Raw genomic sequence first — 18,949 nt, 5'->3', positions numbered from 1 at the left:
CTCATGGAAGTTTTATATTCTAACCTGAAAGCAGTTAAAGGAGTGGTTAAGGTTTGATAACGCCGAAAAAAGAGGAACTTTGGTTTTTACCCTTAGGGGGAACTGGGGAAATAGGCATGAACCTGAACCTGTATGGGCATGACGGCAAGTGGTTAATGGTAGATTGCGGGGTATCATTCGACGAACCGCTTATTCCGCCTTATCGCTATTCTGGCACAAACAAGCAAACCCATCATAGGGTAGTTGCACCAGATCCCACCTTCATTGCAGCACAAAAAGAAAATATTGCCGGTATTGTTATCACTCATGCGCATGAAGATCACGTGGGCGCATTGCCCTATCTGTGGGCGCGTTTTCAGTGCCCCATTTATACCACCTCTTTTACTGCCGAAGTGTTGCGCCGCAAACTTGCACAAACAAAATTGATCAATAAAGTACCTATAGTAGAGATAGCTTCTGAGCAAACGCTGACACTAGGGCCCTTTGATGTTAGTTGGTTATCGGTAACCCATTCGTTGCCCGAACCATATGCGTTAAAAATAGCCACATCGGCGGGCACGGTTTTACATACTGCCGACTGGAAAATTGACGCCCAGCCAATTACCGGTAAGCCTTTTGATAGTAATACCTATCGCGCCCTAGGGAAGGAGAATATTCTTGCCATGGTGGGAGATTCTACCAATGCAACGAAACCGGGTTTCTCCATCTCTGAACGCAATTGCTACGACGGTTTGTTAAGCACAATTAAACCACTGCAGGGCAGAGTAGTAGTGACGTGTTTTGGGAGTAATATCGCGCGGCTAATTACCCTTGCTAGGGTTGCCCAAAAAACCGGGCGTTACATCGCACTGTACGGTCGCTCACTCATCAATATGTACAGCATTGCCCGCCAAAAGGGCATTTGGCCAGTAGATTTGCCAGTAGCAGATGCGTTTCACTTAGGGTACTTACCACCAAATGAAGTGCTTGCCGTGGCAACGGGTAGTCAGGGCGAGAAAAATACAGCACTTTCTCGAATGGCTAACGACAGCCACCCCCATTTACAGTTAGATAAAGGCGATACCGTCATTTATTCTGCTATTGCTATACCAGGTAACGAAGACAGTATTAAGCGAGTAAACAGTGTGCTTAGTGCTAGAGGTGTTAAAGTAATAATGAGCGAAGACAGCCAACTGCCCATTCATGCAAGCGGTCACCCGTGCGCCGAAGAGCTTAAACTCATGTATCATTGGGTAAAACCTCAAATTGCTATTCCTGTACACGGTGAAGAGGTTCACTTAAAAGCCCACGCGATGATAGCTAAAGAATGTGGGGTGAAAAAACACTACGTGGGGCAAAACGGTGATTTGTATCGCCTAGCACCTCAACCAAGTATTCGGCGGCAAGTTATTAATACTGGGCGAGTTCCTGTCCAACAAGACTAATGAAGTTAAACGGAAGCGAGTCTCAGTAACTTAATGGTACTGGCTGCAATTTACTCAAACATTCTGATACACTATAACAAATAATAATAACGATTCATTCAAACGAGTTGTCATGCGCTGGTACCTAATCTCAGTTTTATTTGCTGTTTGTTTCGTTAGCACTGTTAGCTACGCTGAGTCTCCCCGTCTTTCAAATCCCGTATTTCAATCGCTGTCCACTAAAAATGGGCTTCCACAAGACGTTGTCAACGATATCGCGATAGATGCAGATGGCTTTGTATGGATAGCCACTGATGGCGGCGTAGCACGTTGGGATGGCGTTAGAACAAAAATCATAAAAGGCCCGAACGATCTTTTCGTTAATGCATCTATAAACAAAATTAGTTTAGAAACTGACAAAGCATTATGGATAAGCACGTACGCGTCGGGTGTTTTCCGTCTTGATTTCGACACCCAAGCCATCACCAAACAAGTGGCGTTGCCTTTTTCAACTCAAGAAGATTGGTTTCAGGATGTGAGTCAGTTTTTTTGGCAAAATGAAACCACCTTATTCATTGGTATGCCTGAGCAGGTCGTTCGTTTTGACACTAACACCATGTCTTACGAGACAATCTTCACACTTAGTGACGAACTGATTGCTCAGCGGCATTTTATTCGAGATATTATCGTTGTAGACAACTGGCTGTTACTGGCTACTAGTGATGGATTAGATGCCTTCGATTTATCCAATGCCGATGCAACAGCTATCTCCGTTAGTTACTTAAACGGGATTGAGCCTGACGTGGATAACCTAAACACCAAATTTCTGATGCACGACGCACAAGGTAGAATTTGGCTCGGTACGGTTAATGGGTTATTTCAGACCACGAAAGGTGAGTTGTTGTCGCATGTTGTTAGTGGTAAGCCCTCGGGATTTCAGCGAGTAGTGAGAAGCCGTAACATTTGGACGATGGAACAACGTGACGATAATGCATTTTGGTTTGGCACCAACGAAGGTCTTTTTGAATTACAACTTAGCCAAAACAAGTGGGTGAGTGAACACATCCTTGAGCCACATAACGGCAGAACAGAACTCTCTAATAAACGCATTCTTGATATTGAAACCGATTATTCGGGGAACTTATGGTTAAGTTCGGTCTATGCGGGGGCACTGTATTTTGGTGTGAAAAGCGCCGAAATTTATGCGATTCAAAACAATCGAAATGACAAGAGTACCGCGCTAAGCGACAGTGTGGTTTGGTCTTTAGCGCAAACCGATAAGGACGTCTTGTGGATTGGTACCGAGAATGGGCTGAATCGATTTAACCTAACTACGCGCACATCAGAACAGTTCATTACCTCTGATAGTGAATTCGTCGCCGAGAGAGAGTGGCTAATCGAAAAGTTAGTTCCCGCAGGCGATGGCAGGTTGTTTGTGCAAACATACATGGGTATTCGGTTGTTCGACCCCAGCACAGGGAAATTGACCATACCACCATTGCAATCATCTTTTGATAGCGATGTGTTCAATGCATGGAACTCGAGTATTACCATCGGAGCTGACGGCGACTTATATTTTGTTGGTAATCATTACTACCGCTATAACTTAGACGTGCAAAGGTTAGATATTATCGATTTGGACGAGGATATCTTCGATATCAATTTTTCCATTGGCTTCTTAGGTGCCTCTCCTTATCACAATAATCGTCTGTTTCTCGCCATGGTTGGCGGTTTATGGTTGGTCGACCCAGTTACCCTAGAGCACGAGTTGGTATATCGTTTTTCAGAAAAACAACGAGCGAATGAACGGTCGATAACGTCGTGGGTTATCGATAACACAGGTGTGCTGTGGCTAGCCTTTAGCGGGTATGGGTTATTCGGAGTAGATGCTGATACCTTTGAGCCGCTTTACAATTTAAACGAAAGTAATTTGTTGCTCTCTAATATCGTTTACGGTCTACAAAAAGACAGTAATGGGGACATTTGGTTTAGTTCGCATTCTGGGTTGCACAGATATTCACCAGCCTCAGCCCAAGTGCAAAACTTTATTTATGGCCGCGAATTATCGGTGTCAGAATTTAATCAAGGGGCATCACTTGAGCTCATAGATGGGCGACTCGCCTACGGCTCTACTTCCGGCGTTGTGGTGTTTTCACCCGCTTTGCTGAAACAGATAGGCAACAACTCTAATCTCATTTCAAGACAAACTGCCATTACAGACGTTAGCGTAGATTCCCGGGAATTACGGCTTCCACTGGGTAATCTAAACGGACAGAGTATCACTTTGGATTATCAAGATTACGGAATGACCATTCACTTTTCATCCTTGTCGATGAATGGAGTGGGTAAAGCAAAGTATCACTACACCTTATTGCGCAACAACCAAGTGGTTAGTGATGGTGTGTCAGAAGACGATAAAATTACCTTAACTAACTTAGAGCCAGGTCGTTATCGGTTCACAGTGGGGCCATTGGCCAGCAGTGTGGAATATAACGTTTTACCCGCCACTATAACGTTTGAGATGCCCTATGTCCCGTGGCGGTCGCCCTTTGCTTATGCAGCGTATTTCACCTTAATACTGCTGATGATTATTGCGTACGTGGTTTCACGCCAGCGTCATTTATTTCGACTTCAAAAAGCGCAGCAGCAAGCGTTGCTTTTTAGCGATGCGTTTCGACAAACCCGCGACTGGGTACTTATTTTTGATAAAAATAAGGTGCCTGTAGCTGCAAACCCCGCATTTGAAAACGTATTTAATTTCAACACCAAAGAGTCGCTAGACAAGCAAATAGATAGGCTTTTTACCCGTTATCCTACATTAGAATGGCAGCTATCTGGCAAGCTCTCTGAGCTTAAAGGGGGAGAGTTCTGGAAAGACGAGGCGGTTATTGAAGGTGCTGATACAAAACAGTACGACGTTCTTATAGACATCAGCGCGGTTAAAGGGAACGAAAAAGACGAGCAAGCTGATCATTATCTACTTGTGGTGTCTGATATTACTGAACAGAAAAATGCAGAACGTAAACTATTAAAGTTAGCTAATTACGATAGCCTAACCGGCTTAGTTAACCGCAGCTTACTGTTGGACAGACTAGAACATGCTATTGCTGGAGCGCGTCAACAAAGTGCCCATGTGGCAGTGTTATTTGTCGATTTAGACCGCTTTAAAGGTATTAACGACTCACTTGGTCACGATTATGGCGATAAGCTACTTAAAGTCGTGGCGAATAGAATGCGTAACCTAGCATCTGACGCAGGTACTGTAGCGCGGTTGGGCGGCGACGAGTTTGTAATCGTCATTGAAGACATGAAAACCACGGATGGGCTAACCTCCTTTGTGGCACAATTAATCGAGTCGGTTGAAACACCTATCTCGCTGGCTAACGAAGTGCTTCGGGTGTCATGCAGTGTGGGGATTGCCTTTTACCCCGACGATGCCACAGAGCCCGCCGAGCTTATTAAGCAAGCCGATGTGGCCATGTATTCAGCAAAGAAAGACACGCTAAGTGGCTTCACGTATTTCACAAAAGACATGAACGACAGGGCTAAACAAAGGCTCATCACAGAGAACTTAATAAAACGGGCTTACTCTGAAGACAGTTTTTTCAATTATTACCAGCCAATCATTAATACCCACGAAAAAAACACGGTAGGGGTTGAACTGTTACTTCGTGGCGAGCTTGATGGTAACCCCATTTATCCTGACGTCTTTATTCCTGTACTAGAAGAGCTAAGGTATATTATTGAAGTCACTCGAGCGGCGATGCGCAGGGCTGCCGAAGACCTTGCTACATGGTATGAAAACGGCTTCACAGGGTTCGTATCAATCAATTTATCTGCCCTTCATTTTAAAACCGAATTTGATTTAGAAGGTGTTTTTTCGTTACTAAAAGAATTCAATCTGCCAAAAGAAGCGTTTCGTTTTGAAATTACAGAAGGTGTGTTGATGGATGATAGTGACAATGCGCTGCGTCAAATTGAGCGCTTTGTTGATGCAGGTTTTATTCTAGCGTTAGATGATTTTGGCACTGGCTACTCGTCGCTAAGTTATCTTAAACGTTACCCACTATCGGTACTTAAAATTGATAAAAGCTTCGTTGACGATATGGCGCCAGGCAATGCGAATGATGCTTTGGTAACCACCACTATAACCCTTGCTAGTAGCTTAAATATGCTGAGTGTTGCTGAGGGCGTAGAAACTCAAGAGCAGGCGTTAAGTTTGTCTGAGAAGGGATGTGTTTTACACCAAGGCTACTTTTACGCTAAACCTATGCCTAGCAGCGAACTATTCCCCTACCTGAACAAAAAATGGTGAGTGCATTTTGCTAATCAAGTGCATTGTTAACTTTTAAAGTGATGAGGAGATGCGTGTTTGCTTAAAATTAACGCGTATTAGATCATCATAGAAGTTAAGTCTAAACTATAAGAAATCTAAATTTCAGGCGCTATGCCACGTCATTCATCGCATGAAATGTAAACGTCCGTTTAAAAAGCTTGTTATTCATCTGAAAATAAGGCTTATTAGATATCTGTGAAATGATTGTAAAAATAAGCTACATTATAACAACATATGAGTGACCTATGCCGCTAGACATGACAGCAAATGCAAACAGCACTGAAGTGATTAAATCGCCATTAAGTATGTTGTACCACTGGGAACAAACCAGTGGGGACGACGTTTTCCTTACTCAGCCTGTTAATGGTGAATATCAAAATTATACGTGGAAGCAGGTGGGTAACCTAGCTCGCCGCGTGGCAAAACGCCTTGAAGAAATGGCATTGCCTGCGGGTAGCCGTATTGGTATTTTCTCAAAAAATTGTGCCGAATGGTTCATTACCGATTTAGGTATTATGATGGCAGGGCACGTCTCCGTGCCAATTTTCTCTACTGCTGGCCCTGATACCGTACAATACGTTCTAAAGCACGCCGACGTTCAATTATTATTCGTAGGCAAATTAGATAATACTGCAGAGCAAGTAGCCTCTATTCCAGCTGAATATAATACTGTTGCCTTTCCTTATCCGAATATCGCTACTAAGCAGCAATGGAAAGAGTTTATCGATTGTTCGCCAATAGATGACTCGCCTGTTCAAGATATGAACAGCATCATGACCATTATTTATACGTCAGGCAGTACGGGTCAGCCGAAAGGGGTAGTACATAGTTATTACACTATTTGTTGGGCTGCACAGCAATCGTTAGAGCAACTTAACGTCAACCGTGACGATAGGCTTCTAAGCTATCTTCCTCTTGCTCACATCACCGAACGTGTACTGGTTGAATTGGCAAGTTATTACAGTGGTGGCAAAATTCACTTTGTTGAAACGTTATCGTCGTTCCAACGTGATGTACTTCACTGCGAACCTACCTTGTTTATTTCTGTACCTCGCCTTTGGACTAAGTTTCAGATGGGCGTGTTGGCTAAAATGCCACAGAAAAAGCTCGATACCTTACTGAAAATTCCAATTATCAATAAGCTGGTAGCGAAGAAAGTACGTAAAGGAATTGGTATCGACAGCGCGCGATTATGGGCCAGTGGTTCAGCACCATTAGCGCCTGCCGTTATTGAATGGTTCGCTAAAATTGGTGTGTATATCTCAGAAGGTTGGGGTATGACGGAAAACAGTGCCTACGGTACTAGCAGCGTACCTTTCCGCCACGACAAGATTGGTTGTATCGGTAAAGCTTATGATGGCGTTGATGTTCGCATTTCAGAAGAAGGTGAGATTCAGGTTAAAGCGCCTTGTAATATGCTGGAATACTACTTAGAACCCGATAAAACGGCAGAAGTTTTTACTGAAGATAAGTACCTTCGTACGGGCGATAAAGGTGTTATTGATGCAGACGGTTACGTTAAGATTACTGGCCGATTGAAAGATATTTTCAAAACAGCCAAGGGTAAATATGTAGCGCCAGCGCCTATTGAAGCCAAATTCATGGAAAACCCTATCGTAGAACAAGTTTGTGTAACGGGGAATAACCTTCCTCAGCCTGTCGCCTTATTAGTACTAAGTGAAGATGCACAAAAGCATGATAAATCCAGTGTTGAAGCTAGTCTTAAAAAGACCTTCGAACACATCAATGCGAAACTAGAGAGCCATCAGGTCATGGATCGTGTAGTTATCATGAAAAATGAGTGGAGCATTGAGAACGACTTACTTACCCCTACACTCAAGGTAAAACGTCATGTGCTTGAAGAGCGCTTTGATATTGTTATTCAAGCTGAATACAAAGAAAAATTAGTGTGGGTAGATGCTTAACTTATCAGTTTAGCAGCATCAAAAATAACAAAGCCGAGCACATGACTATGCTCGGCTTTTTTGTAGGTGCTGTTAGGTAAAGCGCAACTAGCACTAAGTCATTTAGGTTACGCAGTGTATCTTGCTTGAAGCCCTTTATACACGTTGTCACTGAAACTGGCGTCAGACAGGTTCAAGTCATTCATGACTTCCACCAAATGTTCGTTATCTTCGCGGCCTTGCCACTCTTTTTTGTATGTGCCTTCTTTATAACCGTTATCTTGACGGAAAAAGTTTAAAACGTTTTTGCCCACGTACTGGCGATAAAGTTCATCGGCATGCATATCGCACTGCTCAACAATTTCCATGAAAAGGGGCACACTAAAACGTTTAGCGGCACAAAGCCCTGTCATCAATTCTAAATTGTCTAGCAGCGACTGTTGTTTGGGGTGGTAGTCTTTGCCGTCGAAAGTAACGGTAACATCACCTAACGCCAATTGCGCGGCAATGCTTTCAGCAGCAGTACTGACTTCACCTTCAGAATCAATGATGCATGCAGATAGAGCGAAGTGCCAAATATCAACCAATTCCATTTGCAGTTGTGGCAAGTCTTTTTGCTGTGCTTTCCACCATTTCCAGCCGTGGTGCTCAATAGCTTCAACGGATTCCACCATGGCTGCTCGCAAGTAACCGTAGCCTGCGTTAATCCAATCGGGATTAACTTTTGTGTTCATTTTGTCTTGTAGCGCAAGCATGGTGGCAAGTTGTTGTTGTGTAAGCATTATTTTTCCTAAAACTAAGTCTTTATCAAATTAAGCACTAGGTTGCGGTATGCGTAATTTCTAATTGAGGAAATTGTACTGCAATGCGAAGAGTCAGTGAATGTTTATTGATGACTTATTTAGCTTAAATTCCGTTGCAGGTTCAGGGTGTCAGTCCCTCGTTTAGTGCTTGATAGAAGCTTTATTCATGGTGCATAAATGGTGCATCTGCACCATTAGTAACCTAAGGAAAGACTTATATAAATTAGAGTTTTAATTAACTCGTTGTTTTAATTGAAAATAAAAGTTGGCACTTAACCTGCAAAATCAATTTTGTTAACTGTGTTATGCAGTAGCGCTAACGTGAATGAGCGCCAGGCAACGTTTATTCACGTTGCTACTGGGTAACCCGTAAACCTTACCCATACAGGTTTTTCGTGTCCTGAGGCCTGTATGGGTTTTTTTCTTTTTATTGTCTGTCCCTATTAGTTATCTACTAAATACCACCCCTTAATAATATCGCTTAAATCTGTCTAATTTCAGCTTACCTATCCAACGAATTACGATACACTCATTATCATAACGCCCGCTGAATACGACAAAGGATTTTCCGATTGCTCGCGCTTTATCCATCGAACAAACTTGAACACCTCAGCTTCCTCCTTACCACGCTAATTAAGCATCAACCCAATGGTGTTTTTACGCCTGAAACCATACTGGTAGAAAGCCCAGGTATGCAGCATTGGGTAAGTATGCAACTTGCTAAAGAGCAGGGCGTGGCGATGAATCTTGATTTTCCTTTGCCGGTTAGATTTATGTGGAACACGGCAAGGCTGGTGTTGGGTAAAGATAAAGTACCTAAGCAATCACCTTATCGACGTGAAGTCCTCGTATGGCGCATTGATGCCCTTTTACTAGAGGCATCGGGACTAGAGGTATCAGGACGAGAGGCATCTCTACAATCTTCGGCAGCGTTCGAGCAAGTTAATAAATACTGGTTACAAGCGGGAAGTGAGCAAGAGCAGGGCGTACAACGGTTGCAATTGGCAACGGCGCTTGCCGATGTGTACGAGCAATATTTGTTATATCGTCCAGATTGGCTGTTTGCATGGGAAGAAAGCCAGCGTAAAAGCAATGATGAATCTGAAATTTGGCAAAGTGAAATATGGCGCCATCTAGTCAAGCAAGAACCTTTACATCCTGCACGACTGCACCAACTTACCCTGACTGCGTTAAATAACGGCGATCATCTAAAAAGTGGTGATAGCGAATTACCTAATCGTATTGTGGTGTTTGCTATAAACACTATGGCGCCGCAGTTGATTGCCTTTTTCGATGCGCTAGCGGCGCACATTGATATTCATATTTTTCATCTGAACCCAAGTGTGAATTATTGGGGCGATGCGAAAAGCGATAGTGAACTAGCAAGGCAGCTGCGCATGGATGGGCTAGAGAAATGGATGCAGCAAGACCAAAGTAACCCGCTGTTAGGCAATTTGGGCCAGCAGGGCAGAGAGCTTTTTAATTTGCTCACCGATTTAGAGACCTTTGAAGTCAGTGCCTTCGACGCACCTATTCCTGCAGATAGCGAAACGGGTGAAACGTTACTATTAAACCAAATTCACAACGACATATTAGAAGCGTTACCCGCTATGCCTTTCGCAAGCATACAGAGCACAGAAGCAGACAACACCGATAACGCTGATGACAGTGTTACCATTATGTGTACGCATTCAGCGCTGCGGGAAGTACAGGTGTTGCACGATCATTTACTGCACTGGTTATCGCAAGACTCATCGCGAACGCCATCCGACGTGCTGGTGATGTGCCCCGCGATAGAAAACTATGCCCCATTTGTTGATACCGTATTTCATAGAGTGGGTACCAAACCGCTAGGGGGCAATGGGCCTGTACGCTTACCATGTTCTATCGCAGATAGAAGCCCCATGGATGCAGAACCTCTTATTGCCGCCTACATGACGCTACTTCATTTGCCAGATAGCCGTTTTGGCGTATCAGATATCGTGGATTACTTACAACTAGATGCGGTACAAAAGCGCTTTAGTATTGCACAAGACGATATTGATCAAATGACGGTATGGCTTAAGCAAGCCCATATTCACTGGGGATTAAATGGTAGCCACAAAGCCAATGTATCGTCAGGGGCCACCCATGAAAACACTTACAGCTGGTGGTGGGGAATTAGGCGTTTATTGTTAGGTATGTTAGCGCCAGATAGTGAAGGTGTTATTGACGACATGCTGACTATTCCTGATGTGGAAGGTCAGTCGACGGTAACGCTTGGTAAGCTTATCCATGTTATTGAGTTACTAGGCAGATTTGCCACTGAGCTTAATACCCCGCGAAGCCCGAATGCATGGGGTGCCGATTTATTGGCCCTGCGTGATACCTGCTTTACGCCAACCAAAGAACAAGAACACAGCTGGGATCTTATTGCTAAAGTTGCCGCTGATTTGTCTGCTCGATGTGAAGAAGCCGATTATACCTACGATTTAAGTTTACGTCAGGTGCGGGAATTACTGTTAAGCCGATTTTCCTCTCCCGATGCGGGTAATCACTTTATGACGGGGCAAGTCACGGTATGCTCCATGCTACCTATGCGTAGTATCCCGTTTAAAAAAGTGTGCATATTAGGGCTTAACGACAGCGAGTTTCCGCGTAAGTCTACACCGTTAGGGCTCGATTTAATGGCGGGGCCTGATAGAAGAGTGGGCGATCGTTCTCGTCGTTTAGAAGACAGGTATCTTTTTTTAGAAGCGATTATTTCGGCCAGAGAAAGCCTATATTTAAGCTACCAAGGTAACGATGTAAAAAATAACAGTGAGCGGCAGCCCAGCCTAGTGTTAGGCGAATTTCTTGATATGTTAGACACGGGCTATCAGGTAAACATTGGTCATTATTTAAAACATGCCCCATTGCACCCGTTTAGTGAAAGTGCTTTTACCGGCACACTTCCAAGCTATGAAACGGGCTGGTTGCGTCTAGCCCAATCACTACGAGACGCCGCTACGGGTGGCCGCAACATTGACACCAGCGAAGAAAGCAGCGAAGAAAGCAGCAAAGAAGCTGGGGAACAAGCACATTCACTCGCGCCTTTGGCGGTAGACAGCTCGCCTGAAAATACCAGCTTTCAGTGTATGCAGGTGGCTCGAGCGTTTAGCGACCCACTAGCGTTCTTTTCTCAGCAGCGATTGGGGGTAAATTTATCCCAATCGGTGACTTTGCTAGACAATAGCGAACCTTTTGAAACCAACGCACTAGTGCGGTACCAAGTACTCGATGCTATGTTTTCTTCCAGTGCTTCATTTGATGATGCCAATGCAGCAACCCTTCAGCACAGCGATAGGGTAGTGCAATTCGCCACGCTTCGTGGTGACATTCCCAATAACCCGGTGGCGCAAGAGGAGCTTGAGCTGTGGAAGGAAAGCGCGGTAGCTCTTACCCAAGCGATGGGACCTCATGATGCCGAACCCAAACGGGCGCAATTTGCAGGCAAACACTTTACGTTTACCGCGAGTGCGCTTGAAGGTGGAAACAGCTTGATGCAGCCGTGCGCAGGCAAGGTGAATGACATTAGAGCGTTAGGTTACTTTATGACACAGCTTGTGTTTAGCGCAAGCGATGAAGTAACACCCTATACACAATACCCGCTAGATATCTTTTACTGCGATTGGGTAAAAGGTGAAACCAAGCTAATGAAGCGTAGCTTTCCGTCAGTAGATAAAACCACAGCCTACCAAATTTTGCTAAGTATTGAATCATTGTTTGTTGAGATATTGAGCGCCCCAACACCCGTATATAGCTCATTAATGAGTGCAGTAGTCAGTGGCACAAAAAAATCCCCCGGAACTCTTCTGGCAAACAAAATCTCCTTACCCACATTTCTGGCTAGCCTTGGCGGCCACGATATAGAAGATAGAGAAAGTGTAGATATACAAGGCGGCGTTGATACTGAAGACACAGATGAATCTTGCAAGTCGCTAATACCGGATATACGTGCATTTTTTGCCAGTGATGATGCCCAGCGCATACTCAAAAATTGGCTTCAGTCATCAGGGCAATTTACTGCTGATATCGCGAGCAACCCTTATGTTAAATGGTTATTTCCTGATGGCGTGAGTTGGCATGATGTGCCAGCCACACACGCATTTTTGTTGTTTGCATTGGTGGCTAACATTTCATCACAGGAGCAGTTATGAGCTTGTCTAAAAGTGCTTCGCAATTGCTAAACGTGCCAGCCATGCCCCTAAACGGCAGGCATTTAATTGAAGCCAGTGCGGGCACGGGTAAAACCTACAACATCACCCGCTTGTACTTACGCTTATTGTTAGAGAAAAAACTTAACGTAAAAGAGATTTTGGTGATGACCTTCACCAAAGCGGCCACCGAAGAAATTAAAGGCCGTGTAGCCAAAACGCTGCGAGAAGCCTCCGCGTTTTGGGAAGCCTGTTTAGACGTTAATGACATTAATACAGCTAGTGCCAGTGCTGGTAATGATAGCGCTAGTATCGACAATGACGATGTAAAGGAAAGCGCTGACCTAGCTGCGCTATTAAACAGTGCCGATCCTGTCTATGCCCACCTCTATAGGGCCTGTTCACCGAAAGACAGTTTGGCCCTGCTAAAAGCTGCGCAATTAGAACTTGATGATGCGTCAGTCTTCACTATTCATGGCTTTTGCCAGCATGTGATTGGGCAATTAGCGTTTAATAGTGGTTTTGCAATGGCGCTGAACTTAAGTAAAGACACTAACGATCTCTATTTGCAAGCAACACAGGATTGGATAAGAAAAGTCTCCCAAAATGAAGACGACTTCATGTTGTTGGCGGAACAAGGCTGGCATGTGCCAGACAACCTATTAAAAGAATTCTCATCAAGCGTAAGAAGTGCGCTTACGCCGGTTTTGCTAGATGAAGAAACCATAGAAAAAGCGTTTATCGCTGGCCTGCACGAAAACGAGAGTACTGCGCCTGCACAGTTTACCTTTCATTATAATAATATTGTGGATAACGAAGCGCTTATTCACGCTCAACTACTTAAAAAACCTGATCATAAAGCGGTGCGTACACCTGAACTTGCTGCGCTCAAATCTTGGCTTGAAAGCGGTGAATATGAGCCGCTACCGGCAGAAGGAGCCGCGTTTCTTGATGGTCGTCGGTTTGGTAGAAATAAGTCTGGGGTAAAAGAAATTCTTGCACCCATTAAAGGCTTTGCCGATGCGATATTAGCAGCATGCAAAGACAAGCAAGATAATCTCGATAAAATTCCCGTTTTTACCCTAATCAACGATGCCATTAGCTTTATTAAAAGCAACGTAGCGGCGCAAAAGCAGCAACTTGGGGTTATCGACTTTGACGACCTTATTCGTATGCTCGCCGATGAAGTGGTTAAGCCTGATAATAGCTTAGTACCTGAGCTTAGAAAGAAATTCCCCGTTGCGTTAATTGATGAATTTCAAGATACCGATGCCAAGCAATACGCTATTTTAGATGCGGTCTATCCCAAAGCATCTATTCACGGTAGTGATGTTAGCGCTAAAGAAGATACGGGTTTCGAAACAGGCGCTGGCAATTCGAAAAGCGAAAACGCGCTTCTGATGATTGGCGATCCCAAACAAGCGATTTACCGCTTCAGGGGCGGCGACATATTTACTTATTTAAAAGCAGGGCAGCAGGCCGATTATCGCTGGGTAATGAACATCAACTGGCGTTCGGTCGCCGGTATGGTGAAGGCCTATAACCGTCTTTTTTATGGCGCGCCGGTTCCGCAAGCCCCCGTTCTACAAGAGCCTGATCTACAAGGGTCTGATCTACAAAAGCTAGGCACACAAGCGCCTAGCCCTAGAGATGTGTTCGGCTTTAATATTCAATACAATCCGGTCGAATTTACACCCAAAGCCGCGGCAGCAACGCATCCACTTAACGATCCTAATGACGAACGTGATGCAATGAATTACGTGAGCTTCAGCTTAGATGAAAAAAGTGATGCGAATACGCTACGCCGTGGTTTAGCGCAATGGATAGCGCAAGAGATTTACCGTTTGTTTAACGAGGTGACTTTTGTAGATGAAAAGGATCCCACTAAACCCGCTAGACCGGTTAAACCTGCCGATATTGCCATACTGGTAAAAAACCGTAATGAAGCTTCCGTCATTAAATATGTATTACAGCAACAGGGTTTAGCCTGCGTTTATTTAAGCGATAGAAGTAATTTATTTGCCACCCCCGAGGCTAAAGATGTGCTGCGCTTACTTAATGGTGTGTGGCACAACACAGATACCAGCAAGGTGGCCTCAAGTTTAGCTTCACCTTTATGGGGGTACACACCGCAAACCCTAGTCAATTTGTTGTATCACGAAGACGATGCGCTATGGGATGAAGCCTATGACAAGGTTACCTCACTACGTGATATGTGGCTTCAAAAAGGCTGCATGAGCGTACTGCTGCACTTAATGCAAGAGAATTACACACCATATGGTTCAGAAGTAGAGCGCGCGCTTACTAATTACCAACATTTAGCGGAAACCTTAGAAAAAGCGGGGGCAACCCATCAGCGCCCCGAGCAATTACTTGATTGGTTACACAAGCAAATTCATCAGCCTGAAAGTGATGAAGAAATGACGCTAAGACTTGAAAGTGACAGCCAGTTAATACGCTTGGTTACCCAGCACGGGTCTAAGGGCTTAGAGTACCCCATTGTGTTTGTTCCCTTTGCTACGGGTTACCGAGACCCAGCGAAAAGTGGAAAGTCGTACTCGCAAATATTCACCTATTACGATGAACAGAGCCAAGAATTGCAGCTGCAATTAGGACGCACTAATACGGCAATTGAACGGGTACGCAAAGAGGGCGACGCTGAAGAAATGCGATTAGCCTATGTAGCCGTTACCCGTGCAGCTCATCGCTGTTATATGGGCGTATTACCACTAGACGGACATGAAAAAACCGCCTTGGCCCAAGCTCTTAACATTAATGACGATGAAGGTCGTGATTGGGGCACCATGCTAGACGCGATTGCTCGTGAACCCGATGCTCACGCTACTCACATTAGTGCTGATTCGATGGCGCATGAGTACTCAAGCTTTGACAGTACAGAAACGGTTGTCCCCTTAAATACGCTAACGTTTGCTGGTACAAGCAGCGAAGATTGGCGGTTATATTCTTTCTCGGCCATTAGCCGCATGACGGTGATGTCAGCAAGCCAAGCAGTAAAAGATGTTAGCCAAACAGTACCCAGCATACCCGTTATGCAAACCGTGCGAGACGAAGAGATAACATCAGATGATGGTTTTGAGGTTAACTCTGCTGAGGTTGTTTCTCAGAACCAAATACGCTTTACCTTACAAAAAGGGGCGAGCGCCGGTAATTTATTGCATGACTTACTCGAGCTAAACGACTTTTCTGCGCCTGATTGGAATGAAAACGGCGCTGAACTTGCCGTTCGATTTGGTTTAGAAGCATCGCGTACAGACGATTTGTATAACTGGTTAGACGAAGTGCTAGCTACGCCATTGGGTACAAAGCAGGCGCCGAGTCATTTAACCTTATCAGACCTTTCACTACCGCAAACCCTTCGGGAAGCGGAGTTTTATTTTCCCATGAACGAAAGTAAATGGAGCGAACTAAAGCACATATTATTCGAACATAGAAAGTCTGTGGCAAAGCAGCTTGCACTAGATAACAGTGGCGAATCTGCCACAATTTTATCTATATCAGAACCTATTCCAGCAGAGCCTGTTCCGTCTTTAATGATGTCGGCCCTTGAAGGCATGATGCACGGTTTTATCGACTTAATATTTACCTATGAAGGTAAGTACTATGTTGCCGATTATAAATCTACGTGGCTAGGCGACAGTGTGTCTCACTATATGCCTCAAGCATTAAACGCTAATAATCAGCACCATCTATATGACTTGCAGTATTTAATCTATTGCTTAGCACTACATAGATACTTAAAGAATGCCATTGTTGACTATACGCCCGAAGCGCATTTTGGAGGCGTGTATTATTTGTATTTGCGAGGCATGCACCCAAGCAATACGAACGGGGAGGGCGTCTTTTTCACGCCCATAGATAGCGCAACGCTACAAGCATTAGATCGCTTATTTACAGGCTCAGAGATTGCACCAGAGATTGCAGACGAAGGCATAGACGTCATCGACGACAAAGAAGAAGAAAAAGAACCTTCAGGAAAAACGGTTTCTAGCGAAGCGCTTTCAAACAAGCAAGGCTTAAATGACCCGTCAGCCGATGCAGTGCAAGGGGAGTTGGACTTATGATAAATAGTCACGAGTACTTAGAACAACTTTTCGGCATTGAAGCTATCGATCGTTTTGTGGCACTGGAGTTTGCGCATTGCGAAAGCCTAACCGACGCTGAACAGGTTATTTGGTTACACCTGTTGGTAACGTTGTCATTTATGCAGCGCAGCGGTCATAGTTGCTTGTTACTCACTGAAGTCGCGGGAGCTCGGTTGTTTGTTGAGCCCCTTCTCGAATCAGAAGCCGAATTAGAAGCCGAATCAGAAGCCGAATTAGAAGCCAAATTAGAAACTGATTCCGAACAGGAACAAGAACGTGAATTAGAAATCGACCCTGATTCACGACCTTGGATCGAATCTGAGCCTCAATCTGCTCAGGTATTGTATGTACAACCTGAACCTACAACATCAGATTCAGTTACGTCATCTCGTAAATTAGGCTACAAATTTCCTGGCCTTACCGAAATGATCAGTGTAATTAAAAAGGCACTGGGCAGTGAAAAGGATGACAAAAATAACAAGATATCCCCGCTATTTGTGTATCAATCAGGCAAATTGTATAGCCGGCGCTACTATAACTTTGAACAAGAGATAGCCGCCAGTATCGCTAATCGAACTCATATCACAGCGCTAAGTGAAGACGGGCTATCACGGGTTAAAGCCTTGTGGCCAGCAATGTTTCCAACCAACACCATTGATGAGCAAGATTGGCAACAAGTTGCGGTGGCCAAAAGTTTAGTGCAACAATTTAGTGTTATTAACGGTGGCCCTGGCACAGGGAAAACCTACACCGTACTCAGGCTGTTATTAGCGCTTCAAGCGTGTAACCAGAATGAACGCATAGTACTAGCCGCCCCAACAGGTAAAGCGCAGCAGCGCATGACCGAGTCTATTGTGAGTAATTTGGAAACCTTACGGGGTAAGGTGGATGACAAATTATTAAATAGTGTACCTACTGATGCTGTCACATTACATAGGTTGTTAGGTCTACGTGAACACACCATCGCCACACGCTATAATCAGCACAACCCGCTTATGCTTGATGTGCTTATAGTGGATGAAGCGTCCATGGTAGATTTGGCACTCATGGCTAGAATTATTCGCGCTCTACCGCCTCGTGCGCGTTTGTATTTTATTGGTGATGCCGATCAACTGCCTGCTGTAGAGTTGGGGAATGTACTTGAGCAACTTGTGCACGATAGCGACGAAGCAGAGTTTGCCGAAATGGGTATATCTGAAAATAACCTAGGCGCAGTGACTAGCGAACTACGTCAGCACATCGCTACCCTCTGTCCACATCTGCCTTTACTTCCGCTCAACGAAAATGCCAAAACCTGGGTACATACCCTTCAAGCCCCTCAGCGATTTAAAGGGCAGGTAGCTGAAGTTGCCACCGCTATTCAGGCAGGAAAAAGCAAGCAGGCGCTTGATGCTATGCATTCAGATGCTGCCACAGAAAAGCTACTCACAGAAAACGCTTCCAGCCAAAAGCCTAAAAACCTAAGCGACAAAAATCGCTGGCTACAAGATGGTGTATTTATACAACCTGAAAGTAAGTTCACAATCAGCGCGTTAAAAAAGTTAGCACAAGAAAGTTACGAACCTGTGTTTCAAGCGCAAAGCGCGAAAGAAGCCCTTAGTTTGCTCAATCGCGTGCGATGGTTGACCCCGATACGAAAAGGCGACATGGGTGTAGAAGGATTAAATGCATTGGTGTTCGATGCGATTAAACACAATATCAAACGCCGCGAAGGTTTTTTCTACCAAGGCCAGCCCATTATGATTGTGAAAAACAATCATCCACAGCGCTTATCAAATGGTGAGGTGGGTATTATCTGGCCTGATTTTAATGGAAAGCTATTGGCTTGGTTTGAAACTCAAGACGGCAACCTACGTTCAATTTCGTTATCTCGGGTTCCTGCGTTTGAAACGGTATTTGCAATGACAATACATAAATCGCAAGGCTCAGAATTTAAATACGTGGTGTTATTACTGCCTAAACCGGAAAGTGAAAAAGCCGCAGGGTTGTTTCATCGGGGCCTAGTGTACACCGGCCTAACGCGGGCGAAAGAAGGATGTTTGATTATCGCGAACACCACCACATTTAGCGCTATGGTAGAACGGCGAGATAAGCGTTTTTCAGGTTTATCAGAAGCGATTAAGATGTGCGTTTTAGAAGGTGAATAACGTGTTGCCGTCTACCGTTAGCGTTCCTAAAGAAACCGAGAATAAGCTGCTGACAACTCGAAAAAAGTAGCGCCAGTA

7 protein-coding genes are annotated in these 18,949 nt (G+C 44.6%); 6 read left to right on the top strand and 1 reads right to left on the bottom strand.

Annotated features, from left to right (window positions below; translation table 11 throughout):
• The first annotated feature begins 53 nt into the window (after window positions 1–53).
• The 3 genes from AAC006_RS13530 (at window position 54) to AAC006_RS13520 (ending at window position 7,664) form a co-directional block, all read left to right on the top strand.
• On the top strand, window positions 54–1,424 hold the full coding sequence (locus tag AAC006_RS13530; protein WP_126873394.1) for a ribonuclease J: 1,371 nt from the start codon (window positions 54–56) through the stop codon (window positions 1,422–1,424).
• A gap of 112 nt (window positions 1,425–1,536) precedes the next feature.
• Window positions 1,537–5,718 (top strand): EAL domain-containing protein, encoded by a 4,182-nt coding sequence (locus AAC006_RS13525; RefSeq protein ID WP_338456145.1) that lies wholly within the window; start codon window positions 1,537–1,539, stop codon window positions 5,716–5,718.
• 266 nt (window positions 5,719–5,984) lie between these two features.
• Entirely contained in the window at window positions 5,985–7,664 is a 1,680-nt protein-coding gene (locus AAC006_RS13520; protein ID WP_339891657.1) for an AMP-binding protein, read from the top strand.
• Between the two features lie 107 nt (window positions 7,665–7,771).
• Here AAC006_RS13520 and AAC006_RS13515 read toward each other — a convergent pair whose 3' ends face one another.
• Window positions 7,772–8,425 (bottom strand): dUTP diphosphatase, encoded by a 654-nt coding sequence (locus tag AAC006_RS13515; RefSeq protein ID WP_126873391.1) that lies wholly within the window; start codon window positions 8,423–8,425, stop codon window positions 7,772–7,774.
• A 593-nt stretch (window positions 8,426–9,018) separates the two neighbouring features.
• Between AAC006_RS13515 and recC the strand changes: the two genes are divergently transcribed.
• From recC to recD, 3 genes are read left to right on the top strand one after another with little or no spacing between them, the layout of a single operon-like run.
• Window positions 9,019–12,624: an exodeoxyribonuclease V subunit gamma gene (gene recC / locus AAC006_RS13510; protein WP_339891655.1), complete on the top strand. Its 3,606-nt coding sequence runs from the start codon at window positions 9,019–9,021 to the stop codon at window positions 12,622–12,624.
• On the top strand, window positions 12,621–16,703 hold the full coding sequence (recB, locus tag AAC006_RS13505) for an exodeoxyribonuclease V subunit beta (RefSeq protein WP_339891654.1): 4,083 nt from the start codon (window positions 12,621–12,623) through the stop codon (window positions 16,701–16,703). Before recC ends, recB begins: the two co-directional genes overlap by 4 nt.
• Window positions 16,700–18,871, top strand: coding sequence for an exodeoxyribonuclease V subunit alpha (gene recD, locus AAC006_RS13500; RefSeq protein WP_339891653.1), 2,172 nt, complete (start codon window positions 16,700–16,702; stop codon window positions 18,869–18,871). The genes recB and recD overlap by 4 nt, the downstream gene beginning before the upstream one ends.
• The last annotated feature ends 78 nt before the right edge of the window (window positions 18,872–18,949 follow it).

The sequence above is a fragment of the uncultured Alteromonas sp. genome (assembly GCF_963976965.1).
Taxonomy (GTDB): domain Bacteria; phylum Pseudomonadota; class Gammaproteobacteria; order Enterobacterales; family Alteromonadaceae; genus Alteromonas; species Alteromonas naphthalenivorans.
This window is presented reverse-complemented; position numbering and strand designations above follow the sequence as displayed.